Here is a 26081-nt window from a genome sequence, read left to right on the forward strand (position 1 = left end):
ACTCAAAGGAGAGTCCAATGACCAGCACCGAGAAGCCCGAAATCGAGTTCCAGGAAGGCCCGGCGCCGTCGGAACTGACGATCAAGGACCTGGTGGTCGGCGACGGCGATGAGGCCCAGCGCGGTGGCATCGTCGACGTCCACTACGTGGGTGTCGACTACGAATCCGGCGAAGAGTTCGACTCCTCCTGGGATCGTGGACAATCCGCCAATTTCCCGCTCGACCGGCTCATCCCGGGCTGGCAGGAGGGCATCCCCGGCATGAAGGTCGGCGGTCGTCGTCAGCTGACCGTCCCACCGGAGCTCGCCTACGGTCCCTCGGGTGCGGGGCACCGGCTTTCGGGCCGCACACTGGTGTTCGTCATCGACCTGCTGGGCGTGGGGTAAAACCTCATCGCCGACCCGGCGTCGATCCTCTGGCTCAGACGCGATCTGCGTCTGGGCGATCTTCCGCCGCTGTCCGCGGCGGCAGCGAACGGCCGGGTGCTGGTCTGCTTTGTCGTCGACCCCCGGTTGGAGAAATCCTCGGGCGAGCGACGTCTGGCGTTCCTGTTCGACTCGCTGCGTGAACTCGACACCAAGCTCGGCGGTCGGCTGCTGGTGGTCAGCGGGCGGCCCGACGTCGAGATCCCGCGATTGGCGTCGGCCGTCGATGCTGGTTCCGTCCATGTGAGTGAAGACTTCTCGCCGTTCGGGCGTCGTCGCGATGCGGCGGTCGCCGAGGCGCTCGGTGAGATTCCACTCGAGTCGGTGGGCTCGCCCTACCTGGTGTCGCCGGGACGGATCACCAAATCCGACGGCGATCCCTACAAGGTGTTCACGCCCTATTTCCGGCAGTGGTGCGATCACGGCTGGCGAAAGCCGGCGTCGACCGCGGCCGAGGACCTGAATGCGCTGGACCCCGGGGACATCCGTCGCTCGGGTCGCATCCGGATACCGGCCGCACCGGTGAAGCTCGACCTGCCTGCCGGTGAGGAAGCTGCGCGGGAGCGCTGGTCGGAGTTTGTCGTCGACGACCTCGACGACTACGAATCCGGGCGCAACCGGCCCGATCTGGACGTGAGTAGCCGGATGTCGGCGTACCTCAAATTCGGCAACATCCACCCGCGCACCATGGCCGCCGACCTGGACTTCCGAAACCCTTCTGCCGCGGCCTATCTGCGTGAACTGGCCTTCCGTGACTTCTACGCCGACGTCCTCTATCACTGGCCGGAGAGCGCCTGGCACAACTGGAATCGCGGCTTCGACGACATCGACCTCGACACCGACAAACAGGCATACGCACGCTTCGACGCCTGGCGTGCGGGACGCACCGGGTTCCCCATCGTCGACGCCGGTATGCGTCAACTCGCGGCAATCGGCTTCATGCACAACCGGGTGCGGATGATCACGGCGTCGTTCCTGGTGAAAGACCTGCATCTGCCATGGTGGTGGGGCGCCCGCTGGTTCCTCGACCAGCTCGTCGACGGCGACATGGCGTCGAATCAGCACGGCTGGCAGTGGGCCGCCGGCACCGGAACCGATGCGGCCCCGTACTTCCGGGTCTTCAATCCCACAACCCAGGCCGACAAGTTCGACCCGGACGGCGAGTACATCCGACGCTGGATTCCCGAATACGGCACCGACGACTATCCGCAACCCATCGTCGACCACAAGGCCGAACGGGAAGAGGCGTTGCGGCGTTATCGGGCGTTGTAGTCCCTTCTGCTCAACCAGCGGGCGTGGGGCGCGGCTCAGCGCGACCCGAGCCGCAATACTTCACCCCACTGGACCCGTGTGCCGGTGCGCAGGATGGAACGTTCGTAGATCCGTGAGGCAAACCAGGTTGCCGCGGCGCAGGCGACGATCATGAGGATCAGTGTCACGGCGATCTGCAGCGGGTCGGTGTCGCCGGTGGCCATCCGGATCGGCATGAGTACTGCGCTGAACGGTGGAATCCAGGTAAGTGTCTGCACCAGTGTGGAATCGAGCGCCTGGATGCCGAAGATGCCGGAGTACATCACGGCCAGGGACAGGATGGTCAATGGCGTGATGGTGGAGCCGATCTCTTCTTGTCGGGACACCATCGCCCCGGCCGCCGCGTACAGCGTGGCGAAGAAGACGAAGCCGAGCAGGAACCACAGCAGGACCGCGGCGAACATCCCGATCGCCGTGCCGGCGATGGTCAGCATTCCCGTGGCGAGGCCGGCGATCAACGCGGTGAGTCCGAGTAGCACCATCTGGCCGAGTGCGACCACGCCGATCCCGATGATCTTGCCCCACATCAGATGTAGCGGTTTGATGGTGGCAAGCAGTAGTTCGACGATCCGGGACGTCTTCTCCTCGACGACGCCGACGGCGATCATGTTGCCGCCCATCATGATTGCCGCGATGAGCAGCATCGATCCGACGATGGCCACCACAATCCGTTGTCCCACATCGGAGTCGGTGGGGTCGGTCTCGGTGGTGGTGATGGCCGCCTGGGGCAGTGCCGTCACGTCGACGTTGCGTGCGGCGAGACCCTTCGCGAGTTCGGTCTGCCCGATCGCACCGCGTAGCACTCCGGACAGTGTTTCTGACAGTCCGTCCTTGCTGATCAGAACGTATGTCGAATCGGGACCGGCGATGACGGCCGCGTCGAGGTCGTCGGAGTTGACCCGGTCGCGCGCCTGCTGTTGATCGGCGATCGTGACGACCGTGATCGGGGTGCCGCTCGCCTCACCGATCTGCTGCATCGTCGACGACAGGGCAGAGTCGTTGCCCACCAGCCCGACTCGTTCCTTGGAGGGCCCGCCGCCGCCGAAGATCGACCACACGATGAGGCCGACGACGATGACGACCATGAGGATCGCGGTGGTCGCGATGAATGACTTGGTGCGTACCCGTGTCACGATCTCACGCTGAGCGATGAGCCAGATCGACGGGAAGGTGCCGGCGCCCCTGTCTGTCGGGGTCATGCTGTCGGGCGGGGTGATGGTGGGGGTCATGCGGTGACCACCTCTCGGAACAGGTCGGTCAGGGACGGGGCGGACATGGCGAACCGGTGAACGGGTCCGTGATGCAGTGCAGCCGCGAGGATCTGCTGGTCGTCGACGGCCTGCGGATCGATTCGCAGCACGGTGGGATCGCCGTAGTCGACGTCGATCACGCCGGGCAGGCCGTCGGCCCACCGGGTGTCCGACGACGGTCCGGACACCTCGAGCGTCACGCCCTCGCGTCCGCGCAGGGCGTCTACGGCCCCGAGTGCGCGCATCTGCCCTTTGGCGACGATGCCGACACGGTCGCACAGCCGCTGGACCAGATCGAGCTGATGTGAGGAGAAGATGACCGGGATGCCTTCGGCGGCTTTCTCTTTGAGGACGTCGCTCATGACGTCGACGGCCACGGGATCGAGGCCGGAGAACGGCTCGTCGAGGACCAGGACATAGGGGTCGTGGACGAGGGCAGCAGCCAGCTGGACCCGCTGCTGGTTGCCGAGGCTGAGGTCGCCGACGTTGTCGTCGAGCCGCGCGCTCACCCCGAGACGATCGGTCCAGCGTCGCGCCGCATGTGCGGCCTGTGCGCTCGACATGCCGTGTAGGCGAGCGAGGAACACGAGTTGGTCGCCGACCTTCATCTTGGGGTAGAGGCCGCGCTCCTCCGGCATGTAGCCGATGCGCCTGCGCAAGGTGAGATCGATACGCCGGTCACCGAGCCGGACCTCCCCGGCATCGGCGGCCAGCACCCCGAGAATGATTCGCATGGTGGTGGACTTGCCTGCGCCGTTGCTGCCGACGAACCCGAAGATCTCACCAGCCTCGACGTGAAACGTCATGTCCGACAGTGCGATCAGGTCACCGTAGCGTTTGTGTAGTCCGTCGACGATCAGCGGGGCGCTCATACAATGGTCTCCTTGTCGTGCGGTTTACGCTCGGGAGGTTGGCTCTGGGAAGAGCGGCTCTGGGGGAGAGCGAGGTCTTCGGGGTCCGGGTCGTCCATCCACCAGGCGACGAGCATCGTCGGGACGCACATCGCGGTGAGTAGCAGCGCGACCAGTAGCACAGCGGTGCCGTACACGAGATCGCCTGCGACCTGGTCTCTTCCGGCACTGATGACGATCAGGATGAGGTAGGGGATGAACATCAGGGTGAACATCACGAACAGGCCGATTGAGCGTGCCGAATTGCGTTGTGCCAGTTGGATCTCGTCGAGCGCCGACACCGGCGAGTCGGCGATGGAGCCGGTCGCGATCCGTAGCAGATAGAGTGCCGCCATCACGCCGAGCAGTCCAGCGACGAAGGGGATGAAGAACCACCCTGGAAGGGCGAACGCCATGATGGTCGACGCCAGCAGGATCGCGAGCATCAGGGCGAGTAGCACCACCAGACGTCGATAGCCGCGGCGGTTCCGCCAGCCGATGAGCCTGTGCGCGTGCTGCTCGTTGAATCGTTGATATCGCTGTCCGCGCCACTCGTCGTAGCGTCGCCACAGTGCGGGCGTGGACTCCTCGGGAATCGCGATGTTGGGGTCCCTCATCGCACACCTCCGTTGTCGATGGTCTCTGCGATCTTCTGGTCTGCTGTGGGGGTGTTGCGTCGGTAGAGCTCGGCCGACATCGCGCCGAACTCGGTCCGGCTGAACACGGCTTCGACGGGGAGATCGAAGACCGCGCAAATGCGGAAGGCCAGGTCGAGGCTGGGGTAGTTGTCGCCGCGCTCCAGCGCGCCAACCGACTGGACGTTGATGCCCACCAGTGCGGCCAGCTCAGCTCGCGACATCCGCCGCTCTGCGCGGAGGACCGCGATGCGGTTGAAGATCGGGAGCTTCTCCCCACGTCGTACCGGACTCACATATCGAAGTGTTGTGAAAACACAACGTTCTGTCAAGTCTTCGCGAGAATATCGAGTAAGTATGGTTTGCGTCGTTAACAAACCGGCGATCCGGATCGATGAGTCGTATGTGACGCAGACCACCCGTGTGCACCCACCGCAGACGAAGGGAACGCCCGTGAAGAAGATCATCACCCGCACCGCCATCGCCGCATCGGCCGTCGGAATCGGAGCTGCCGTCCTGCCGGCGGTGGCCGCGGCCCCGGCGAACGCCGACACGACCACGCCGTTGTGTTCATTCACCTACGCCAACCCGAATCTGTTCGCGATCCAGGCGTCGGCGGCGGCATCGGCGACGCGTAACGCGGCCGGAAAGGTGACATTCACGCTCAAGACCAACTCGATGTCCATTCTCGGCTACCAGCAGGCGCTCTCGGTGACCTGGGCCAATCTCGACACCGGTCGCAGCGGCGTCGGGACGGTCAGCAAACGGGTCGTCGGCCCCGAGACCGTCCTGACCGTTCCGGAGCAGAACACCGCGAAGGGTCGCGTGAACGTCGTGATCAACGTCGACAACCGATCGAGCATCGGTCCCGGCATCACGAATGGTCAGTGCGCGAAGGAGTTCCGCGTCAGCTGACACCCACTCGTTCATCGTGCGCCCAATTCCGTTGGCCGTGCGGGCAATTCCGTTGGTCGTGCCTGCACGGTGAACGTGTTCGGTAGCACGATCAACGAGGGGCGTCGAGGAGGTCGCGGGCGACGCGCGCGGCCTCGCGTCCCGCGCGGTTGGCACCGATGGTCGACGCCGACGGCCCGTAGCCGAGGAGCTGGATACGCGGATCGGCCTCGACGACGGTGGCCAGCCGACCCGTCATGGTGATGCCGCCGCCGGGGGCGCGCAGGTGCAGCGGCGCGAGATGGTCGAGGGCGCTGCGGAATCCGGTGTTCCAGAAGATGACGTCGACGTCGAGCGGACGGTGGTGATCGTCGCAGTCCCAGCACACCCCGGTCTCGGTGATCCGGGTGAACATGGGTCGCCAGTCGAGCAGGCCGTCGTCGCGTGCGGCGGCGATCGCGGGCGTCAGCGCCAGCCCGGTCACCGACACCACTGAGGTGGGCGGCAACCCGGCCCGGACACGACGCTCCACTCGGGCCACCGCCTCGCGCCCCTGCTCCGGGGTGAACGGCTGCTCGGTGAAGACGGGCTCCGTCCGCGAACACCAAAAGGTCTGCACGCCTGGGGCATTGCGGGCGATCTCGATGAGCAGCTGAATCGCCGATATCCCGGCCCCGACCACCAGCACCCGCGCGCCGGCGAAATCGTCGGGCCCGCGGTAATCGTGGGTGTGCAACTGGCGGCCGCCGAAGTCGCCGATACCGGGGATGTGCGGGATGAAGGGGCGATCCCAGGTGCCGGTCGCGTTGATGATCAGGCGCGACGTCACCGCCGACCCGTCGCGCAGCTCGGTGCGAAAACCCGCACCGTCGCGACGGACCGACCGCACGTGCACCGGACGCCGAACACGCAGCACGAACTTGTCTTCGTACTTCCCGAAGTACTCCGGTACGGCGGTGCGTGCCGGGAACGCATCGCAGTCGACGCCGAGTGCCTCGACGAGGCCGTGGCCGGGCAGGTCGTGGACACGGTTGGCCGCGGCCAGGGTCAGCGTCGGCCACCGATGCTGCCAGGCCCCGCCGGGGTGGGCATAGTGGTCCAGGATCTGATAGCGGTCGCCGAGGCCGAATCGGTGCAGGAAGTACGCCACCGAGAGCCCAGCCTGACCTCCGCCGATCACCAGGATGTCGCTGTGGGAGTCGATCAATGGGTTCGACGAGGGTCGCGTGTGGTCCACACCGCCCACTTTTCCACGTCGGGGTCGGTAGGCTTCCGCGTGTGATTCACTCCAGTACAGAAGATGCTGTCGTCACGATCGAGTTGGACCGGGTCGACAAGCGCAATGCTCTCGATGAATCCATGGTCACGGGACTGTCGGAGGCGTTCGCGACGGCCGTCGAGCAGGGCGCTCGCGCCATCGTGCTCACCGGCCGGGGACACGTCTTCTCGGCCGGGGCAGACCTGTCCGGACCCGTCTACGACAAGTCCTTCCTCGACCTGCTCGTCGCGACCCTGCAGCAGATCGAGACGACGCCGGTGCCGGTCATCGCCGCACTCAACGGCGCGGCCCTCGGTGCCGGACTGCAGCTGGCGATGGCCGCCGACCTTCGGGTGATGGCGCCGGACGCACTCGCCGGGATCCCGGCGGCCAAGATCGGCGTGGCTGTGGACGAATGGACGATCCGACGGCTCGTGTCCCTCGTCGGGGCTGGTCAGGCGCGCGGCATGCTGATCGGTTGCGACCCGCTCACCGCCGACCGCGCGCATGCCCTCGGCTTCGCCAACCGCATCGGCGACCTCACCGACGCCCGGCACTGGGCGGCGAGTATCGCCGCGCTGGCTCCGCTCACCCTGCAGCACTACAAACTCGTGCTCAACGGCGACGGGGCGCGCGATGCGGCTCCCGAGGAACGGTTGGCCGCGATGATGCGCGCCTGGGAGAGTGCCGACCTACAGGAAGGCCGCGCGGCTCGAGCCGAGCGTCGCGCGCCGAGATTCGTGGGAGCCTGACACACGTCGGTTTTCGGTCAAAACGGACATGCTGCATCAGTTTTCATCACCGAAACATTTCGATCAACCGACCGAAACCTGGCGCTCCTAGCTTCTCCTAAGGCAATCCCGCCATTCAGCAGGGGAGAAGTATGTCGAAGGAATCCTTCCACGACGATGTCGCGGAGTTCACCGCGGACGTCGGTGAGATCGAGAACGCGGAACACAGCATCATCGGCACCGGAGCCGCGGCGGCAGCCGCGCGCGAGACGCTCGAGGATTACACGCTCCGATTCGCACCACGCAGCTACCGCAAATGGGGCCCGGGCGTGGTGGCGATCTCCGCGCTCGGCGGCATCGCCTACCTCGCGGACTTCGCGATCGGCGCCAACATCGGTATCGCCAACGGAACCGGAAACGCCCTGTGGGGCATCCTGTTCTTCGCGATCGTCATCATGCTGACCGGCTACCCGCTGGCGTACTACGCGGCCCGGTACAACATCGACCTCGACTTGATCACGCGCGGAAGCGGATTCGGCTACTACGGGTCGGTCCTGACCAACGTCATCTTCGCGTCGTTCACCTTCATCTTCTTCGCGCTCGAGGGGTCGATCATGGCCCAGGGTCTCAAACTCGGGCTCAACATCCCGTTGTGGCTGGGCTATCTCGGGTCGTCGGTGCTGATCATCCCGCTGGTGATCTACGGGATGAACACGCTGGCCAAGCTGCAGGTGTGGACGACGCCGCTCTGGCTGATCATGATGGTCGCCCCGTTCCTGTATCTGGTGTTCCGGCATCCGGGTGCCATCGGCGATTTCCTCTCGTTCAGCGGTGGAACCGATGGCCAAGCGGGACATGGTGTCTCGTTCGCCGGCACCATGCTCGCCGCCGGTGTCTGCCTGTCCCTGATCGCCCAGATCGCCGAGCAGATCGACTATCTGCGTTTCATGCCGCCCAAGACCCCGGAGAACAGCCGCCGGTGGTGGACCGCGGTGCTGACCGCCGGGCCGGGCTGGGTCATCTTCGGCGCCATCAAGCAGGTCGTCGGCCTGTTCCTGGCGGTGTACCTGATCATGAACTTCGCCGAGAGCGCAGGTGTGGCCAACGAGCCGGTGCACCAGTTCCTGGCCGTCTACGAGGAGTTCATGCCGCACTGGCTGGCACTGACGCTCGCGGTCATCCTGGTGGTCATCAGCCAGGTGAAGATCAACGTCACCAACGCCTATTCGGGCTCGCTCGCCTGGACCAACAGCTTCACCCGCGTGACCAAGACCTACCCGGGCCGCCTGGTCTTCCTGGTGTTCAACGTCGCGATCGCGGTGGTGCTGATGGAAGCCGACATGTTCAGCTTCCTCAACGAACTGCTGAACTTCTACGCCAACTGCGGTATCGCGTGGATCGTCGCGGTGGCCTCCGACATCGCGATCAACAAGTACCTGCTCAAGATCTCGCCCAAGGTGCCCGAGTTCCGCCGCGGGATGCTCTACAACGTCAACCCGGTCGGTTTCGGTTCGGTCATCGTCGCGGCCGGTGCTTCGATCCTGGTGTACTTCCACGTCTTCGGCGACGAGATCCAGCCCTACTCACCGCTGGTCGCGCTGGTGCTGGCTCTCGTGCTGCCGCCCATCATCGCGCTGGCGACCAAGGGCAAGTACTACCTGCGCCGCACCGACGACGGTATCGACATCCCGATGTTCGACGAGCACGGCAACCCGACCGACGCCCGCCTGACGTGCTGCGTCACGGGTATCGAGTTCGAGCGACCGGACATGATCGCGTCGGCGGTACCGGGCCCGAACGGTGAGAAGCAGTACATCAGTTCACTGGCCCTGTCCTGCGACAAGACCGGGGAACATGTTCTGCCGGCACAGAAACCGGTGTCGGCGTCGATGACGTCCGACATCCCGGTGGACGCGGCGGCGGTGAAGGAACCCACCGACTGATCGTCGGGATATGCCGTGGATCCGTGCCACGAGATGGCACGGATCCACGGCATTTTCGGGTCAGGGGTCAGTTGCCGAGAACGCGATCGAGGTAGGCGTTGGCGAATACCCGGTCGGGGTCGAAACGGTCACGGACAGCGCGGAATTCGTCGAATCGGGGGTAGAGGTCGCGCAGGGCGTCGGCATCGCGGGTGTGCATCTTGCCCCAGTGCGGACGGCCGCGATGCTCGGCCATGATGGCTTCGATGTCGGCGAAGTAGGCGTCCGAGTCGGCGGGGTCGTCGCGATGGTAACGATGGACGGCGATGTAGCCGCTGGTCCGCCCGGACGCGGTGGACAGCATCAGGTCGTCGGAGGCGGCTGCGCGGACCTCCACCGGGAAACTCACCCGATACCGGTGGCGATCGATCATGGAGCGGATCTCGCGCAGCACCGACGGGACGGCGTCGAGATCGACGGCATACTCCATCTCCCGGAACCGCACGGTGCGTGACGACACGAAGACCCGCGTGGAGGAATCGGTGTACGAGCGGCCGGACAGCGCCCGGCCGGACACCTGGGCGATCGCCGGCACCAGCGACGGCACTCGGGAGCCGGCCTCGCACAGCACGCCGAACACCTTGTTGCTCAACAGTTCGTCGTCGATCCAGCGCCGGAGCCGGGAGGGGCCGGACACCTCGGCGAGCGAGCCCAACCTTGTATTCGTCTTGCCCAGTGCGCAATCGGTGTGCGGGAACCAGTAGAACTCGTGGTGGTCGCAGGAGCGTACCCGGTCAAGGAATCCGCCGATGGCGTCGTCTGCGGACATGGGGGTTTCCTCGGCGTGCAGGTGAAATGCGTCCACACACGCCAATGTCACGTCGACGACGACGCCGAGCGCACCGAGCCCGAGAGCCACCGCGGCGAGGTCGGGGTCGTCGTCGCCGATGCGCACCACGTCGCCGGTGCCGGTGACCACGGTGGCCGCGGTCACCTGGGTGCTGATGCCGCCGAAGGCGACACCGGTGCCGTGGGTGCCGGTGGAGATGGCACCGGTGATCGTCTGCCGGTCGACGTCACCCAGATTGGCCATCGCAAGATGATGTGGCGCAAGGAGTTCCGGGATTTCGTAGAGGCGGGTTCCGCCTTTCAGTGTCATCCGGCGACGCTCGGCGTCCACCCCGAGGAGCCCGCGCATCGCCGACATGTCGAGTTGTACGTCGTCGGGGACGGCGATGCCGGAGAAGCTGTGGCCGGCACCCACCGGCTTGACGGTGCCACCACGCTGGCGAGTGGTGGCGATGAGCTCGGCGACCTCGCCGGCATCGTGGGGCCGCACCACCTGTCGTGGGGTGGCCGAGTGGGTGCGTCCCCAATTGCGCCACGGCACAGCGCTCGTCGGAGTCACAGAAAGCACTTCCCCTCGCCACGGTAGGTCGGGACCACATCCCGCACGCGGGGGTTGCCGCCGTCATCGCGCTCGATCAGGGCGACCGCGTCTGCCCGTTCGCAGACCTCCCCGGACTTGGTGTGCCGGAACCACACCCGGTCCCCGACGCGCAGCCGGTCGGCAGGCGGACCGCGCAGCGGTGTCTGAACCTCGCCGGCCGCCTCAGCCTTGAGGTACGACAACCCTTGCGGCCACACCGGTTTCGGCAGCCGGTCCGCGCCGGGCGGTCCCGATGCGATCCATCCGCCGCCGGCGCAGGTGACGATACCCGCGGCGGGACGGCGCACCACGTCCAGGCCGAAAGCGAGCGCCGGTGCCGGCCGGAAACGGGAGTATCCGTCGAAGAGATGGCCGCCGAAAAGTCCGCTGCCCGCCGCGATGTCGGTGATTGACGGATCGGCTGCGGTGTCCTCTATGGACCCCGTCCCACCGGCATTGACCACTTCGAGGTCGGCGAGTGACCGCAACTCGGCGATGACGCGGTCGCGGCGTCGGCGTAGTTCGGCCATCGACCGGCGCTGCATCAGCCCTACCGCACGGTTGCGTGGCGCCGAACCCGCGGCGTCGGCCATCCCGGCCACCTGGGCCTCGTAGGACATGACGCCCACGAGCCGGAATCCAGTCCGCCGCACGATGATCCGGGCGAGCGCCGTGGCATCGCGCCGGCTGTGGACGGGGGAACGCCGCACCCCGATGTGCAAGCGTCCGCGCAGCAACCGGTAGGAGGCGTCGACGTCGATGGCGACGCGGATCGGTGCGCGCCGCCCGGGTGTGCAGACGCTGTCGATCAGATCGAGCTGGTCAACCGAATCGACGAGCACGGTGACCCGCGACGCGGCTTCGTCGTCACCGGCGAGAGCGGCGATGGCCGATCGGCGCGTCGTCGGGTAACCGACGAGCACGTCGTCGATGCCGGACGTCGTAGCCAGCCAGATCGCTTCGGCCAGATCGTAGGCGAGGACTCCGCCGAAGCCGCGGCGGCGGGACAACTCGTCGATGACGTGGCGGACACGCACCGATTTGGACGCGATCCGGATGGGCACGCCGTTCGCGCGGGCGACGAGATCAGCGCTGTTGTGCGCGAGTGCGTCGACGTCGAGAGCCAGGACGGGGGCATCGAGTCCGGCGTCGCGGACCGCCGCGTCGATCCCGGCCCAATATCGAGCAGGATCGCTGGCCCACAACGGATTCGGCTGATCAGTCCTCGGCAACATAGGTCATCAGGGAGCGCACCACCGCGGTGATGACCGTGCGGATGACCTCGTCATCGGCGGTACTCAGGTAGATCAGGGTGATGGAGTTGGTGCCCGCGATGACGATCGGTCCGAGGGTCTCGACCGGGGCGAGCCAGTGCACACCGGACCGTTCCGCGGCACTCTGCAATGCGACAGAGGCGATCTCGAATTGCTTCTGGTACATACGCTTGCCGAAGCTCTGCAACTCCGGATGGTTGTGCGCATAGATTCCCAGGGAGATGGTGGCCTGGGTGCGGCCGGGATCGGCTTTCACGAGGTCGTAGAACGTCGTCAGCTGACGTTCCATGTTCTCCTGCATGCCCAGGCGCTTCTGATCGGAGTCGTCGCCACCGGAATCGTGCATGACCGACTGCAGCATCTCGGTGATGTCGGTGGGCACCGCCGTCTCCATCACCGCGCTGAGCAGCGCCGTTCGGCTCTCGAAGGCGTAGTGAAAACTTGCCAGCGGCATACCCGCGTGCGCGCAGATACGCCGCGTGGTCGCCCCCTCCACGCCGTGATCGGCGATCACGCGAAACGCTGATTCGATGAGGGCTCTGCGCCGCTCGTCGACCGACATCCGTGCCACTGAACGTCTACCCCTAGGCCCACATGCGGCCCGCGCATGCCATATGAACAAGTGCTCAGGGAGCTTATCAGTGCAAACGGGCAAATCGAGTGCTGTTGCACGACCGGCCTCGTGTTGCGAGCCGTGCTCACGATTCGACGAACGGTCAGTAGGGTTGGTGAACGTGACGTCGATGACCGGTAAGACCGGTGCGGACCTGGCGACGCGCGCATTCGGCCGGGTCAGCACCGCAGGAACAACCGCAGCCGAAGCGGTGCTCGGCCGCCTCGCCGCGAGCGGACTCGCTCCCGCCCGCGCACTCGGCGCGACGCATGCGGAGATCGCGCCGCATGTCGAGTCGTCACCGAACCGGGTCGGCGGCGCCTTCGGCAACCCCGAACCCATGGGCGCGGCCCGACCCGACGCCCAGGTCTTCGCCGACATGCTGCGCCGTCCGGGACGCCCCCGCCGCCCCGTCATGGTGACGATCCCGCGCTTCGAGGCGCCCGCAGAACTGGCCGTGACCTGGCTCGGGCACGCCTCGGCGCTCGTCGACCTCGACGGCGCCCGGGTGCTGACCGATCCGGTGTTCAGCATGCGTTGCTCCCCGAGTGAACTCGTCGGACCGGCACGCATGCACCCGTCGCCGGTGTCGGCGGCCGATCTGCCCGACGTCGACGTCGTCCTGATCAGCCACGACCACTACGACCACCTGGACATGGAGACGGTGGTCGCGATCGGTGAACGGCAACCGGACGCGGTGTTCGTCACCCCGATCGGGGTGGGGGCACACCTCATTCGGTGGGGGATCCCCACCGAGCGCATCAGGCAGGCGGACTGGGGACAGAGCATCACCGTGGACACCGCCGCGGCGACACTGCGATTCGTCTGCGGGCCGGCGCGGCACTTCTCCGGTCGATCCCTCGCCCGTAACCTCACCCAGTGGGCGAGCTGGGCGGTTCTCGGTCCGTCGCATCGGGTGTTCTTCTCCGGTGACACCGGCTACACCGAACGGTTCGAGGACCTCGGTGCCCAGCACGGTCCGTTCGATCTGAGTCTCATCGCCGTCGGCGCCTACGACCCGGTGTGGCCCGACGTGCACGTGAATCCCGAAGAGGCGGTGGCGATCCACCGCATGCTGTCGGGATCGGCCGGCGCCGACGCGGTGGTGGTCCCGATCCACTGGGGCACCTTCAATCTGGCGCGGCACCCGTGGGGAGACCCGATCGTCCGCCTGCTTTCTGACGCCGAGCGCAACGCGACGACGGTGCTGGTACCCCAGCCGGGCGGCACGATCGATCTCCTACGGCGCGACGGCACCGGTCTGCGCCACCCCGGTTGGTGGGAGGCCTCGGCGTGACGGCAGCGCGAACCGACGCGCGTGGACTGTCTGCCGACGACGTCGCCCAGCGGGTGGCTGCCGGAGCAGTCAACGCCATGCCCGATCGCTCCGGCCGGAGCGTCGCCGACATCATCCGGGCCAACGTGTTCACCCGGATCAACGCGATCCTCGGTGTGCTCTTCGCGATCGTCGCCTTCACCGGGTCGTTCATCAACGGTCTGTTCGGATTGCTCATCGTCGCCAACAGCGGCATCGGCATCATCCAGGAGGTCCGCGCCAAACGAACCCTGGACAAACTCGCCATCGTCGGACAGACACGTCCGCGGGTGCGCCGCGACGGCGAGGTCCGTGAACTCGCTCCGGATGAGGTGGTGCTCGACGACATCATCGAGATCGGCGCGGGTGATCAGATCGTGGTCGACGGCGAGGTGGTGGAGGCCGTCGCCCTCGACGTCGACGAATCACTGCTCACCGGCGAGGCCGACCCGGTGGACAAGGATCCCGGTGCGCAGGTCCTCTCCGGCAGCTTCGTGGTGGCCGGTGGTGGCGCGTATCGCGCCACCAAGGTGGGTGCCGATGCCTACGCCGCCCAGTTGGCCGCCGAAGCGTCGAAGTTCACCCTGGTGTCCTCGGAGTTGCGGTCGGGGATCGACCAGATCCTGCGGGTCATCACCTGGCTGCTCATCCCGGCCGGCGTCCTGACGATCGTCAATCAGTTGTTCATCAGCCAGAACGGTCTCCGGGCCGCCCTGCTCGGGATGGTGGCCGCGCTGGTGCCGATGGTGCCCGAAGGTCTGGTCCTGATGACCTCCATCGCCTTCGCCGTCGGCGTCGTGCGACTCGGGCAGCGTCAATGCCTGGTGAACGAACTGCCCGCCATCGAGGGGCTCGCCCGCGTCAACGTCGTGTGTGCCGACAAGACCGGGACGCTCACCGAGAACGGCATGCGGCTCGCGGAGATCCGGCCCGTCGAACAGGCTCCGCCGGTGTCGCCGGAGCTGGTGCTGGCCGCGCTGGCCGCGCACGATCCGCGGCCCAACGCCAGCATGCTCGCCATCGCCGAGGCCGCGCCGACGACGCCGCGCTGGTCGCCGACGGCGGTGGAACCGTTCACGTCGGCCAAGAAGTGGAGCGGAATGAGTTTCCGCGACGACGAGACCGGTGCCGGGAGGGGCAACTGGATCATCGGTGCCCCCGATGTGCTGCTCGACCCGGCGAGTGAGACCGCCTCGGTCGCAGGCGAACTCGGGGCGACGGGGTTGCGTATCCTGCTGCTCGGCCGCACCGACGTCGCCGTGGACACCGAGCCCGAGGGTGCTGCCGCGGTGCCCGGTCACTTCGTCGCGGTGGCGCTCGTGGTGCTCGAGCAGAAGGTTCGTCCCGACGCCCGCGACACCCTCGAGTACTTCGCCGAGCAGCGGGTGGCGGTGAAGGTGATCTCCGGTGACAACGCCCGCTCGGTGGGTGCGGTCGCCCAGTCGCTCGGTCTCGGCTCCCCGGACACCTCGGTGGACGCGCGTGAATTGCCCACCGACACCGAGGAACTCGCCGAGGTGGTGGAGAAGGGCATCACCTTCGGCCGAGTGCGCCCGGACCAGAAACGCGCGATGGTCAAAGCCCTGCAGTCCCATGACAACACGGTCGCGATGACCGGCGACGGCGTGAACGACGTCCTCGCCCTCAAGGACGCCGACATCGGTGTCGCGATGGGGTCGGGCAGTTCGGCGGCACGTTCGGTTGCCCAGATCGTGTTGCTGGACAACAAGTTCGCCACCCTGCCCTATGTGGTCGGGGAGGGACGCCGGGTGATCGGCAACATCGAGCGGGTGTCCAACCTGTTCCTCACCAAGACGGTGTATGCGGTGCTGTTGGCGCTGTTCGTCGGTATCGGCGGCGTCGTGGGACGGATCGCCGGCACCGACCCGCTCAGCTACCCGTTCCAGCCTATTCACGTGACCATCTCGGCATGGTTCACCATCGGCATCCCGGCGTTCGTGCTCTCCCTCGCACCCAACAACGAACGCGCGCGGCGTGGCTTCGTGCGTCGCGTCCTGCTGATGGCGGTGCCGAACGGCATCATCGTCGGGCTGGCCGCCTTCACCACGTATGTGCTGGTCAACCCGGGTGGTGCCGGTGTGCAGGTGGGTGGGGACGCGGTGGACCTGTCACCGGGACAGACTCAGGCGGCGACGGCCACGTTGATGACCCTGATCGCGGTGGCCGTCTATGTCCTCGCCGTGGTCGCGCGGCCGTACACGTGGTGGAAGGTGGTGCTGATCGCGGTGTCCGCGGGTGCATACGTGATCATCTTCGCCTGGCCGTTCACCCAACACCTGTTCAAACTCGATTCGTCGAATTGGCAGATGAACTCGGTCGCACTGGTTTCCGCGGCGATCGGTATCGCGGCGGTCGAGGCGGTGTCGCGCATCGTGCCCCGAGTGGTGGCGGCGCGAGACCTGCGGCGGCATTCCGCGCACGTCGACGATCTGCACGGCACGAGGTCGGACCGATAGACTCGACAGAGCCGCCGGAGATTGCCGGCTCGTCGATCAGGAGATGTGATGGACCTCAAAGGGCTCGTGGACAAGGCCAAGGCCGCGCTGAAGGGCAACCCCAGTCTCATCGACAAGGGAGGCGACGCCATCGACAAGGCCACCGGCAACAAATACGCGGACAAGGTGGACAAGGCGCAGGAGGCGGTGCGCAAGGCCGTCGGCGCGGAGAACCCGCCCGCCGATCCCCGGCCGGGTGGTGCGCCCAAGGCCGATCCGCAGAGCGAAGACCCCCAGCAGGGTGCGCCCTAGTCGTCAGATCTCAGTCGTCAGATCTCAGTCGTCAGGTTTCAGTCGGCAGGTGCCCGCCGTCGAGGCGTTGTCCCGCCTGCCCGTGGGTGGCGTCGGTAGGCCGACACCGTCGGGTCGTCGGCGATCCAGAATCGCCACGGCCGGTCGGCGGCCAGGCGAACTCCCACCCGAGGTCCGGATGCGATGGGCCCCACAGGTTTTCGGGGTGCAAGGGTGAGGTGCTCGGGTTCGTCGTCGAAAAGATCGGTGCCGAGGTCGGCCATCGTGATGCCGAGCGCGCGGGTGAGATTGCCCGGTCCCCGGGCCAGGAGATGATCCGCCGGCTCCCGGCCGGTTCGATGCCGTCGGGTGAGGGCGAGTTCGTGGCCGTCGATGATCTCACCCGCTCGGAGCAGCACCGCCGAGGCCGTACCGTCCGGGCCGGTCACCACATTTGCGCAGTGATGGCCGTGAATTCGGTAGACGTAAAGGCGTCCGGGCGGCCCGTACATGATGTCGGATCGTGCAGTGCGCGTATACGCGTGTGAAGCGGGGTCATGTGGTCCCGCATAGGCTTCGACCTCGGTGATCCGCACCGTGACGCCGTGGCCGACGAGACGCCCGCCCAGCAGGGCGCGGGCCTGGGCGCAGACGCTAGGCTCACTGACCATGGCTAAGACGAGCGACTCCATCGTGGTTGACCTGTCCCCGGAAGATACCTGGTCGGCGGCGTCGGATCTCTCCCGGTACTCCGAGTGGCTGGTCCTGCACGACGGCTGGCGGAGTCCGGTGCCCGCGAGTGACGAACTCGGTGAGGGCACCAAGGTGACGTCGGTGGTGAAGGTCAAGGGCACCCGGGTACGGTTCGACTGGGTCGTCGAGACCTATCAGCCGATCCGGCAGGTGCGGCTCAAGGGGAGCGGGAAGGGCGGGGTCAAGGCGAAGCTGGACCTGGCCATCGTTCCCGCCGAGGCGGGATCAGAAGTAACCTTCACTGTTGATCTCGGCGGTCTACCGCTCATCGGGCCGGCCGGAAAAGCTGCCGCGATGGCGGTCTCGGGGGATCTGCGGAAGTCTCTGGCGCAGTTCCGTGAGGTTTTCGCCTGAGCGTCGAACGCCGGCACTGGTAGAACAGACCCTCCCGCCTGGCTGGTGACGGGACGGGTACGAGGGGAACGAGGGGAACGATGGGGCGTCACAGTTCTGGCTCCGAACGTCCGGACAACGGACGCAACGGCGCGGACACGCCGGGCCGGGGGACACCCCGATCGGCGGCCGCGACGCCGTCGGGTCGGGTACCGGCGGCCGGCACCCCTCGGCGCGGCCCCGGGTCCGACGACGACTTCGGCTTCGACCACCGCGAGGTGCGGTCGGGCCGACGCGGCTGGTGGTGGGCACTGGCCGCGCTCAGCGTGGTCGCCGCGCTGGTCACCGGGGTCATCCTGTGGCGGGCCGGGACGTCGGGCTGCGGTGACCGGACCCAGGTCGCGGTGGCCTCGGACGCGGCGATGACCGGACCGTTGCGGGAGATCGCCGCCAAGGCCTCGCAGGATTCCTGCTACGACTTCGACGTGCAGACCGCCGCCGGTGCCGACGTGCCCGGCCTGCTCACCCAGGGTGCCTCGGCGCCGGACCTGTGGCTGGCCGATTCGCAGGTGCAGGCGCGCCGAGTGACCACCCAGGTACGCCGCGACCTCGACCTCGTCGCACCCTCGATCGCCGCGACACCGACCGTCGTCGCCGGTCGCCAGGTGCCGCCGCTGCGTAGCTGGGTCGACGTGATGAAGCTGCAGGATCTGCGGACCGGTTCGCCGCTGGACACCTCCACCGGCGACGCGCCCATCATCGGTGCGCTGGCCGAGGTCGACGCGGGAACGCTCACCGAACAGGAACTGACCGGCGCGATGTCGGTGCTGGCGATCCAGCAGAACAACGCGCGACTGGCCAATGACAACGAGGGCACGCGGCTCAATCTCGCCAACACCTCGACGGTGCCGGTGGTGACCACCGAGCAACAGTTCCTGCTGTTCACGCGCACGCATCCGGGATCGGAGCTCAAGGCGTCCATCCCGTCCGACGGCACCGTGATGCTCGACTACCCGCTGGTGAACACGGCGGCGTCGGCGCGCCACCAGCAGGCGGCCGACGCCGGAGCGGCCCTGGCGGCCGCGGCCACAAGCGACACCGGGCGCCAGGCACTGGGCGCGGCGGGGTACCGCTCGGCCGATGGAAGCGGTGCACCGCAGGGCGGGCTCGGCGATGACGTCAAGGTGCTGGCACTGCGTGACCCCTCGGCCGTCGACCGTGCACTGCGCCAGTGGCAAGTGCTCGGCGTGCCGATCCGAACGCTGGTTGTGGAGGACACCTCCGGGTCGATGGAGACCCCGGTCGGCAACACCACCCGGGCCGGCCTGCTCATCGACGCCTCGATGACCGGACTCGAGATGTTCCCGCGCAACGCGATGGTCGGTGGCTGGGCCTTCGGTATCGACAAGGGCGGGCCCGATCAGGACTGGACCGAGATGGCACCGATCCGGCGGCTCGACGCACCGTCGGGAAGCGGTGGTACACACCGGGAAGCACTGGCGCGCGCCGTGCGTGAGGGTCTTGCTCCGGCCCGCCTCGGCGGTGGTACCGGGCTCTACGACACCACTCTGGCCGCGTTCAAGAAGGTGCAGTCCACTTACGACCCGAACTACTCCAACAGCGTCATCATCATGACCGACGGGCAGAACGAGGATCCGGGCAGCATCACGCTTACCGAACTGCTCGCGGAACTGAAGGAGCTCGAGGACCCTGCACGCCCGGTGCTGATCCTCACCATCGGTATCTCCGAGGACGCCGACACCAACGCGTTGCGGCAGATCGCCCAGGCGACGGGCGGCACCACCTACGTCGCCAAGACGGCCGCCGACATCAAACAGGTGTTCACCAATGCCATCGCGGCGCGTGTGGAGGCCGCCGGACGCTGAGCAGCGCACGCTCTTTACCTGCGCATTACCTGTTGATTGCCTGCCGATGGTGCCGAATCGCGCAATCATCGGCAGAATACTTAGGCATGACTTACGTAACGGATGAACAGCGTCGTGTCGTGACCCGCTCTGCCGACCCGACGGCGGGTGCGGCGACAGCGATGAAGCGGGCAGGCGGTGTCCTCGCCGCGGTGGCCGCCGTCGGTCTCGTCGCCACCGGATGCGGTTCTGACGACGGTGACTCGGCCACCGGTTCCGCATCGGAGGAGACCACGTCGGGGACCGCAACCTCTGCTGCCGAATCCGCCGACTACCGCGACGGGACCTACTCGGCCACCGGCGAGTACACCAGGCCCGGCGGGCAGCAGGAGGTCGGGGTCACCGTCACGCTGGCCAATTCGGTGATCACCGGCGTCACCATCGACACCAGCCACGCACAGGGCACCTCGGCCGAGTTCCAGGGCAAGTTCTCCAGCGGGATCAACAACGTCGTCGTCGGGAAGAACATCAACGATCTCGACGTGCACAAGGTGTCGGGATCGTCGTTGACCTCCGGCGGGTTCAACCAGGCGATCGAGAGGATCAAGGACCAGGCCCGAGCCTGATCGGCGCGTGAGACACGATCGCCCAGAACACGATTGGGTGTTCGACGCACTGGGCACCCGCTGGACCGTCACCACGCCGGAGCCGCTGGCGCCGAGTGTGTGCACCGCGGTCGCCGACGAACTCGACCGGATCGACCGCGCATGGTCGAGGTTCCGGGACGACTCCATGGTTGCCGAGATCGCCGCGCATCCGGGCAGTTACCCCGTCGACCCGGTCGATCAGCCGCTCGTCGACTGGTATCGGCGGCTGTACGACCTGAGCGCCGGTGCGGTGTCTCCCTTTGTCGGCGCGACCCTGTCCGACGCCGGATACGACGCGCGGTACTCGCTGCGGCCGGCGGAACGGATCCGGGACACGCCCCGCTGGGACGACGTGCTGACCGGACACGACGGCACGCTCGAGGTGCGACGACCGGTCGTGATCGATGTCGGCGCTGCCGGAAAGGGTTTCGCGGTCGACAGGGTATCGGCCATCGTGGCCGCGACCGCACCGCAACACATCGTCGATGGCGGCGGCGACATGGTGATCGCCGGGTACGACACGCCAGGACGGGTGGCGCTGGAGCATCCCGACGACACGACCCGGGCGATCGGTGTGGTAGACGTTGCCGACGGGGCGATCTGTGCGTCCGCGGTCAACCGTCGGGCCTGGGCGGACTGGCATCACATCATCGACCCGCGGACCTCGTCACCCGCACGTGAAGTCGTGGCCACCTGGGTGCTCGCCCCGACCGCGATGGAAGCCGACGGACTGGCCACCGCACTGTTCTTCACCCCGGCTGCCTTGTTGCGCGGACATTTTCACCATCACGACGACGGATTCCACCACCTGACCGTCCGGCGCAGCGGCAGCGTCGAGCACACGGCGATCCCCGGATTGGAGCTCTACCTGTGACACGCTGGATACCCCGATGGCTGACCCCGCATCGCGCGGTGCTGATTGCCCTGGTGCTGTTGACGATTGCTGCTTTCGTGGTGTCGGCTTCGGATCCCGATTTCGGATTCGAGCCGTCGTCGTTGGCACAGTGGCTCCTGGTGGCCGTCGGCGTGAGCGGTGTGGTCACCTATCTGTGCGCGTTCATCGTCCGGGTGCCGCCGAACTCGGACTCGTGGTTGATCACGGCGCTCATCCTGTTCTTCGTGCTGCCCGGCGGGTCGTCGGAGAACGCGGTGGCTACCGTGGCACTCGGATCGGCGGCTGCTGCGGTGTCGAAGTAATGTGCTGGTGTGGCGGCGCCGGCTGATCGTCAATCCCGCTGTGGCAGGCGCGATCACCTGCTATGCGGTGGCCTTTGCCGGAGTGGAGGGCATCAGTTATCCGTTCTGGTGGGTCGCGGCCGAACCGTTGCTCATCCCGATGGCTGTGATCGGCGCGGTACTGGTCATCGTGATCCGCGACGCCACGGTGGTGATCGCCTACTTCGTCGGCGCGCTCGGGGTCATCGGGTGGCTGCAACTCACCGAGGGGAATCAGGATCTCGAGCTGTGGGTGACGTCGAGTCCGATGTTCTTCGTCGCCGCGATCATGCTGCCCGAACCGCTGACCTCGCCGGCCACGCGGATACCGCGCATTCTGTACGGCGTGTTGGTGGGCGCGTTGACCTACTGCCAGCAGAACGTGGAGATCACCGACTCCTATTCGCTCGAGTTCACCCCGGAGATCGCCCTCGGGTTCGGCTGCGTCTTTGCCCTGCTGGTCCGTCTGCTCACCCGTACGGCACGGCGGGTGCCGTTGGCCGAGCCCCGGGCAGAGAGTCTGGCGGAGAACACGTTCGGCGTGTATGCGCCGTCGGTGGGGCGGGCACCGGCATTCCGGCCCGGACAGTGGGCAACGCTCAGTGTGCCGCGGTGGTCGCGCCCGGTGTGGCAGAGTTCGCGCCGCGTGTTCTCCTTTGTGTCCGCGCCGTACACCGACCCGGTGGAGTTCGCCTTCACCACCTCGGGTGAGCCGTCGCCCTTCAAACGCGACCTGATTGCCGGATCCGTCCCGCGCGCCTACATCGACAACCGTGGCGGTGGGTTCGTCCTCTCCCCGCGACTGATCGCCCGCCATCGGGTCGTTCTCGTCGCCGGTGGGATCGGCATCACCCCCTTCATCTCGATGCTGCGCGCACTGCGGGCCGCGGGTAACGATCTGTCCAATCTGACGGTGGTGCACGTGATCCGCGCGGAATCGCGGGCCGTCTATGCGGAGGTCCTCGACGATGCCGCCGCGGCGGGAGCCCGCGTCGAGCGGGTGGTGTCCCCGACCGGCACCCTCCCCGACGGCACCGCGCTTCGCGCTGACGGCACCGCGCTTCGCGCCGAGGGCACCCACTACTTCGTCTCGGGCGCACCGCAATTCGTCCGGGCGACGACGTCACAGATCCGACGCGCCGACACCACGACGCGCCTGCGGCCCTGGCGCGTTCACACCGACACCTTCGCCGGATACTGAACTCGACGATGCTGTGACCGGAGCCGACCGATCGATGACGTGGCGCTGTGGCAGCCTGGAAGCGTGGATCGAGAGTACGGCTGCGAGATCGTGATGTTCGTGGTGTCGCCACGGCATGCCTACTTCGGGAGACCGAAGGACGGGCCCGCGGGTGATGTGGAGACGACCAGTCCGGATGTCGTGGAGGTGGTTGCCGACAAGGGTATTCGCGGTGACCGGTTCTTCGGGGTGCGGGCGCACACCGAAGCGGCGGTGACCTTCCTCGCACTCGAGGCGTGGGAGGCGGCGGCCGCGGGCGCCGACCCGGTCCTGGCACGACGCAACATCGTCGTTCGCGGGCTGGAACTCGACCCACTGCGCGGACGTGAGTTCGCGATCGACACCGGTGACGGTGAAGTCCTCTTCCGCGGCGGACGGCCGGCGCATCCGTGTTCGTGGATGGACTCCATGGCGGGCGACGGGGTGCGCAAGGCGTTGATCGGCCGGGGTGGCATCCGGACACAACCGTTGTCGTCGGGTGTGCTGCGCCTCGGTCAAGCGGTCGTCCGCTGCGACGTCGAGCTCGATGCGGTTCGCGCCGCCGACCAGGTCCGGCGTGCGCAGCCGCTGCGTGACACGTCCTAGTGTAAGTGTTTAACGTTTCCACAGATTTGGGCTGAGGGAGCGTCGGGGTCGGCGGGACGGTGCAGCGGGGTGTCAGCGCTGACGGCCGAGGGCACGTAGGAAGAAGGTGAGGTTGGCGGGCTTCTCTGCAAGGCGGCGAACGAGATAGCCGTACCACTGTTGGCCGTAGGGGATGTAGACCCGAACGTGGCCACGGGCGGCGAGTCGGCGCTGCTCGTCGGTCCGGATGCCGTACAGCATCTGGTGTTCCCAGTTGTCCGGTTCGCGACCGACTTCGGCGGCCAGCAGCGCCGCCGCCTCGATGATGACCGGGTCGTGCGACGCGACCATCGGATACCCGTTGCCCTTCATCAGAATTCGCAGACACCGAAGATATGCTTCGTCGATCAACCGGCGGTCCGGGAAGGCCACTGACGGTGGCTCGGCATAGGCTCCCTTGCACAATCGGATTCGCGCGCCGGCCGCGGCGAATTCGGTGCAATCGTCCTCCGTGCGCCGAAGATATGCTTGCAGCACCGTACCGACCTCGGGGAAGTCGCCGCGCAGCGATCGGACGATGTCCAGGCGTTGGTCGACGGTCGTGTGGTCTTCGGCGTCGACGGTGACCAGGACACCGGCCGCGTAGGCCGCGGTCACGATGCGTCGGGCGTTGGCCTCGGCGATCTTGGGGCCGTGTTCAGGGAGCGACTGCCCGAGCGCGGTCAACTTCACCGACACCTCCAGCTGGCCGGGCAGCGCCGCGTGAATGGCCGACATCGCCTCCAGCAAAGCCAGATACGCCTCGACGGTGCCGTCGGCCTGGGCTTCGGTGGTGGTGTCCTCGCCGAGAAAGTCGATGCTCACCGACGTTCCGTTGTCCAGTTGCCGCCAGATCGCGCGGACGACGTCGTCGAGGTCGTCACCGGGGACGAAGCGTCGCACCACGTTCCGGGTGACGGTGAGTCGCTCCGAGGTGTGCTTGATGCGGTCACTGCGGGCGGCGGCGATGATCGTCGGTCGGAGAAGGGAATCGAAGATCGTGCTCACGGGATCACCTCGCTATTCGCCAGTCATGTGCGGATAGGCGGAATCTGTTGGCGGCACAAAGGTTTCCTTGATGGTTCGCGTGGACGTCCAGCGCATCAGATTCGCCTTGGAACCGGCCTTGTCATTGGTTCCCGATGCGCGTGCACCGCCGAAGGGTTGTTGGCCGACAACGGCACCGGTGGGTTTGTCGTTGATGTAGAAGTTGCCCGCCGCGTTGCGAAGTCGCTGCGCTGCGGTGGTCACCGCCGCGCGATCAGTCGCGATGATCGAGCCGGTGAGTGCATAGCGGGCAGTCGAATCCACCAGGGCGAGTGTCTTCTCGAACTGAGGATCGTCGTAAACATGTACCGAGAGGATCGGACCGAAATACTCGGTGGAGAAGGCCTCGTCGGTGGGGTCGTCGGAGAGTAGTACGGTCGGGCGGACGAAGAATCCCTCGGAGTCGTCGCACTCACCACCGACGGCGACGGTGAGCGACGGCGTCGACTTGGCGCGGTCGATCGCGGCGACCTGCTTGTCGAAGGCGCGGCGGTCGATGAGTGCGCCACCGAAATGGGACAGGTCACGAACGTCGCCGTAGGTGAGTTGCGAAGCCTCACTGAGGAAGTCGTCACCCATCTGTTCCCAGACCGAACGGGCGATGTAGGCCCGTGACGCCGCCGAACACTTCTGACCCTGATACTCGAAGGCGCCCCTGATCAAGGCGGTGCGCGTCACGTCGGGATCGGCCGAACCGTGCGCGACGATGAAGTCCTTACCTCCTGTTTCGCCGACCAGTCGCGGGTAGTTGCGGTAGCGATCGATGTTGGTGCCGATCTCGCGCCAGAGATGCCCGAAGGTGGCGGTGGAACCGGTGAAGTGGATACCGGCCAGGTCCTCGTCGGCCAGTGCGACCTCCGACATCGCCCGGCCGTCGCCGTTCACCAGGTTGATGACGCCGGGTGGCAGACCCGCGGCTTCCAGGAGGCGCATCGTCAGGTGCGCCGAATACGCCTGCGTCGGAGAGGGTTTCCACACCACGGTGTTACCCATCAGCATGGGTGCCGTCGGCAGATTGCCGGCGATCGCGGTGAAGTTGAACGGGGTGATGGCGTAGACGAATCCGTCGAGCGGCCGGTGATCGAGCCGATTCCAGACACCCGGTGAGGAGATCGGCTGCTCGGCGAGGATCTCGCGGGCGAAGGAGACGTTGAACCGCCAGAAGTCGACGAGTTCGCAGGAGGCGTCGATCTCGGCCTGCTGCACCGACTTCGACTGTCCGAGCATCGTCGCCGCCGCGATGCGTTCGCGCCAGGGACCGGAGAGCAGATCGGCCGCACGCAGCAGGATTGCGGCCCGGTCGTCGAAGGGCGTGTATGCCCAGTCCGCGGCTGCGGCGCGGGCGGCGTCGACGGCGGCCCGCGCGTCGTCGTGGGTGGCGTTGGTGATGGTGCCGAGTACCTCCCGATGAGCGTGAGGTTGGACGACCTCGATCGGCTCTCCGTCGCCGATGTGGGCGTTGCCGCCGATGATGTGTGGCAACTCCATCGGCCCGGCCGACGCTTGCGCGCTCAGTTCGCCGACGATGCGTTCGCGCTCAGCGGTCCCGGGGGCATAGGTGTGTACCGGTTCGTTGGCCGGTCGGGGAGGAGTGGTGATGGCATCCATACCCCCAGTCCACCCGCTCCAGGCGACGCACAGTATGTCCACTCAGCCAATATTCGGCACTGAGTTTGTCCGATCG

General features: G+C 66.8%; 26 protein-coding genes. 15 read left to right on the plus strand and 11 right to left on the minus strand.

Annotated elements, in window-relative coordinates; translation table 11 throughout:
- Positions 1-17: 17 nt before the first annotated feature.
- Positions 18-386, plus strand: a complete 369-nt coding sequence (locus GBRO_RS06255; RefSeq protein WP_012833136.1) for an FKBP-type peptidyl-prolyl cis-trans isomerase — start codon at positions 18-20, stop codon at positions 384-386.
- Positions 387-392: 6 nt separating this feature from the next.
- Positions 393-1697, plus strand: coding sequence for a cryptochrome/photolyase family protein (locus tag GBRO_RS06260; protein WP_012833137.1), 1305 nt, complete (start codon positions 393-395; stop codon positions 1695-1697).
- A gap of 35 nt (positions 1698-1732) precedes the next feature.
- Here the strand turns inward: GBRO_RS06260 and GBRO_RS06265 are convergent, their stop codons facing one another.
- The 4 genes from GBRO_RS06265 to GBRO_RS06280 are packed head-to-tail and all read right to left on the minus strand — an operon-like array spanning position 1733 to position 4807.
- Entirely contained in the window at positions 1733-2965 is a 1233-nt protein-coding gene (locus GBRO_RS06265) for an ABC transporter permease (protein ID WP_012833138.1), read from the minus strand.
- Positions 2962-3858, minus strand: a complete 897-nt coding sequence (locus GBRO_RS06270) for an ABC transporter ATP-binding protein (RefSeq protein WP_012833139.1) — start codon at positions 3856-3858, stop codon at positions 2962-2964. The genes GBRO_RS06265 and GBRO_RS06270 overlap by 4 nt, the downstream gene beginning before the upstream one ends.
- The gene (locus GBRO_RS06275; protein ID WP_012833140.1) at positions 3855-4493 is read right to left on the minus strand and encodes a hypothetical protein; all 639 of its coding nucleotides are present in this window, start codon (positions 4491-4493) and stop codon (positions 3855-3857) included. Before GBRO_RS06275 ends, GBRO_RS06270 begins: the two co-directional genes overlap by 4 nt.
- A complete protein-coding gene (locus tag GBRO_RS06280; RefSeq protein ID WP_012833141.1) occupies positions 4490-4807 on the minus strand; it encodes a helix-turn-helix transcriptional regulator in 318 nt (105 codons plus the stop codon). The genes GBRO_RS06275 and GBRO_RS06280 overlap by 4 nt, the downstream gene beginning before the upstream one ends.
- A 157-nt stretch (positions 4808-4964) precedes the next feature.
- Between GBRO_RS06280 and GBRO_RS06285 the strand changes: the two genes are divergently transcribed.
- Positions 4965-5426, plus strand: coding sequence for a hypothetical protein (locus tag GBRO_RS06285; RefSeq protein ID WP_148223273.1), 462 nt, complete (start codon positions 4965-4967; stop codon positions 5424-5426).
- Positions 5427-5517: 91 nt separating this feature from the next.
- On the opposite strand, the gene GBRO_RS06290 is transcribed toward GBRO_RS06285, so the two are convergent.
- The gene (locus GBRO_RS06290) at positions 5518-6612 is read right to left on the minus strand and encodes an NAD(P)-binding domain-containing protein (protein WP_370452886.1); all 1095 of its coding nucleotides are present in this window, start codon (positions 6610-6612) and stop codon (positions 5518-5520) included.
- Between the two features lie 71 nt (positions 6613-6683).
- On the opposite strand from GBRO_RS06290, the gene GBRO_RS06295 reads away from it, so the two are divergent.
- Together GBRO_RS06295 and GBRO_RS06300 are read left to right on the plus strand one after the other, a co-directional pair.
- Complete coding sequence (locus GBRO_RS06295) at positions 6684-7415, plus strand: enoyl-CoA hydratase (protein ID WP_012833144.1); 732 nt, start codon at positions 6684-6686, stop codon at positions 7413-7415.
- A 131-nt stretch (positions 7416-7546) separates the two neighbouring features.
- Positions 7547-9337 carry a purine-cytosine permease family protein gene (locus GBRO_RS06300; protein ID WP_012833145.1) on the plus strand — a complete coding sequence of 597 codons (1791 nt, stop codon included), beginning with the start codon at positions 7547-7549 and terminating at the stop codon, positions 9335-9337.
- A gap of 67 nt (positions 9338-9404) precedes the next feature.
- Here GBRO_RS06300 and GBRO_RS06305 read toward each other — a convergent pair whose 3' ends face one another.
- The 3 genes from GBRO_RS06305 to GBRO_RS06315 are packed head-to-tail and all read right to left on the minus strand — an operon-like array spanning position 9405 to position 12581.
- Positions 9405-10724, minus strand: a complete 1320-nt coding sequence (locus tag GBRO_RS06305; protein ID WP_012833146.1) for a D-arabinono-1,4-lactone oxidase — start codon at positions 10722-10724, stop codon at positions 9405-9407.
- Entirely contained in the window at positions 10721-11980 is a 1260-nt protein-coding gene (locus GBRO_RS06310) for an alanine racemase (RefSeq protein WP_012833147.1), read from the minus strand. Before GBRO_RS06310 ends, GBRO_RS06305 begins: the two co-directional genes overlap by 4 nt.
- A complete protein-coding gene (locus GBRO_RS06315) occupies positions 11964-12581 on the minus strand; it encodes a TetR/AcrR family transcriptional regulator (RefSeq protein ID WP_012833148.1) in 618 nt (205 codons plus the stop codon). Before GBRO_RS06315 ends, GBRO_RS06310 begins: the two co-directional genes overlap by 17 nt.
- A gap of 166 nt (positions 12582-12747) precedes the next feature.
- Between GBRO_RS06315 and GBRO_RS06320 the strand changes: the two genes are divergently transcribed.
- Genes GBRO_RS06320 through GBRO_RS06330 form a run of 3 tightly spaced genes read left to right on the plus strand, consistent with a single transcriptional unit; the run spans position 12748 to position 16715 of the window.
- Entirely contained in the window at positions 12748-13929 is a 1182-nt protein-coding gene (locus GBRO_RS06320) for an MBL fold metallo-hydrolase (RefSeq protein ID WP_012833149.1), read from the plus strand.
- Positions 13926-16424, plus strand: a complete 2499-nt coding sequence (locus GBRO_RS06325) for an HAD-IC family P-type ATPase (protein WP_012833150.1) — start codon at positions 13926-13928, stop codon at positions 16422-16424. The genes GBRO_RS06320 and GBRO_RS06325 overlap by 4 nt, the downstream gene beginning before the upstream one ends.
- A gap of 48 nt (positions 16425-16472) precedes the next feature.
- Positions 16473-16715, plus strand: coding sequence for an antitoxin (locus GBRO_RS06330; RefSeq protein WP_012833151.1), 243 nt, complete (start codon positions 16473-16475; stop codon positions 16713-16715).
- Between the two features lie 38 nt (positions 16716-16753).
- On the opposite strand, the gene GBRO_RS06335 is transcribed toward GBRO_RS06330, so the two are convergent.
- Positions 16754-17386, minus strand: coding sequence for a DNA-3-methyladenine glycosylase (locus GBRO_RS06335; RefSeq protein WP_012833152.1), 633 nt, complete (start codon positions 17384-17386; stop codon positions 16754-16756).
- Between GBRO_RS06335 and GBRO_RS06340 the strand changes: the two genes are divergently transcribed.
- From GBRO_RS06340 to GBRO_RS06365, 7 genes are all read left to right on the plus strand, one after another.
- Complete coding sequence (locus GBRO_RS06340) at positions 17364-17801, plus strand: type II toxin-antitoxin system Rv0910 family toxin (protein WP_041919760.1); 438 nt, start codon at positions 17364-17366, stop codon at positions 17799-17801. The two genes, GBRO_RS06335 and GBRO_RS06340, sit on opposite strands and share 23 nt — an antisense overlap.
- Before the next feature lie 80 nt (positions 17802-17881).
- Positions 17882-19666 carry a substrate-binding domain-containing protein gene (locus GBRO_RS06345; protein WP_012833154.1) on the plus strand — a complete coding sequence of 595 codons (1785 nt, stop codon included), beginning with the start codon at positions 17882-17884 and terminating at the stop codon, positions 19664-19666.
- A gap of 161 nt (positions 19667-19827) precedes the next feature.
- A complete protein-coding gene (locus GBRO_RS06350; protein WP_012833155.1) occupies positions 19828-20271 on the plus strand; it encodes an FMN-binding protein in 444 nt (147 codons plus the stop codon).
- A 37-nt stretch (positions 20272-20308) separates the two neighbouring features.
- Complete coding sequence (locus GBRO_RS06355; RefSeq protein ID WP_012833156.1) at positions 20309-21166, plus strand: FAD:protein FMN transferase; 858 nt, start codon at positions 20309-20311, stop codon at positions 21164-21166.
- The gene (locus GBRO_RS27500; protein ID WP_012833157.1) at positions 21163-21489 is read left to right on the plus strand and encodes a hypothetical protein; all 327 of its coding nucleotides are present in this window, start codon (positions 21163-21165) and stop codon (positions 21487-21489) included. The genes GBRO_RS06355 and GBRO_RS27500 overlap by 4 nt, the downstream gene beginning before the upstream one ends.
- 40 nt (positions 21490-21529) lie before the next feature.
- Positions 21530-22708, plus strand: a complete 1179-nt coding sequence (locus GBRO_RS06360) for an oxidoreductase (protein ID WP_321573977.1) — start codon at positions 21530-21532, stop codon at positions 22706-22708.
- A 63-nt stretch (positions 22709-22771) separates the two neighbouring features.
- Positions 22772-23332 (plus strand): molybdenum cofactor biosysynthesis protein, encoded by a 561-nt coding sequence (locus tag GBRO_RS06365; protein WP_085950361.1) that lies wholly within the window; start codon positions 22772-22774, stop codon positions 23330-23332.
- 72 nt (positions 23333-23404) lie between these two features.
- Here GBRO_RS06365 and GBRO_RS06370 read toward each other — a convergent pair whose 3' ends face one another.
- Positions 23405-24358 carry a proline dehydrogenase family protein gene (locus GBRO_RS06370; protein WP_012833160.1) on the minus strand — a complete coding sequence of 318 codons (954 nt, stop codon included), beginning with the start codon at positions 24356-24358 and terminating at the stop codon, positions 23405-23407.
- Between the two features lie 12 nt (positions 24359-24370).
- Positions 24371-26005: an L-glutamate gamma-semialdehyde dehydrogenase gene (gene pruA / locus GBRO_RS06375; protein ID WP_012833161.1), complete on the minus strand. Its 1635-nt coding sequence runs from the start codon at positions 26003-26005 to the stop codon at positions 24371-24373.
- Between the last annotated feature and the right edge of the window lie 76 nt (positions 26006-26081).

Source organism: Gordonia bronchialis DSM 43247 (assembly GCF_000024785.1).
GTDB lineage: Bacteria > Actinomycetota > Actinomycetes > Mycobacteriales > Mycobacteriaceae > Gordonia > Gordonia bronchialis.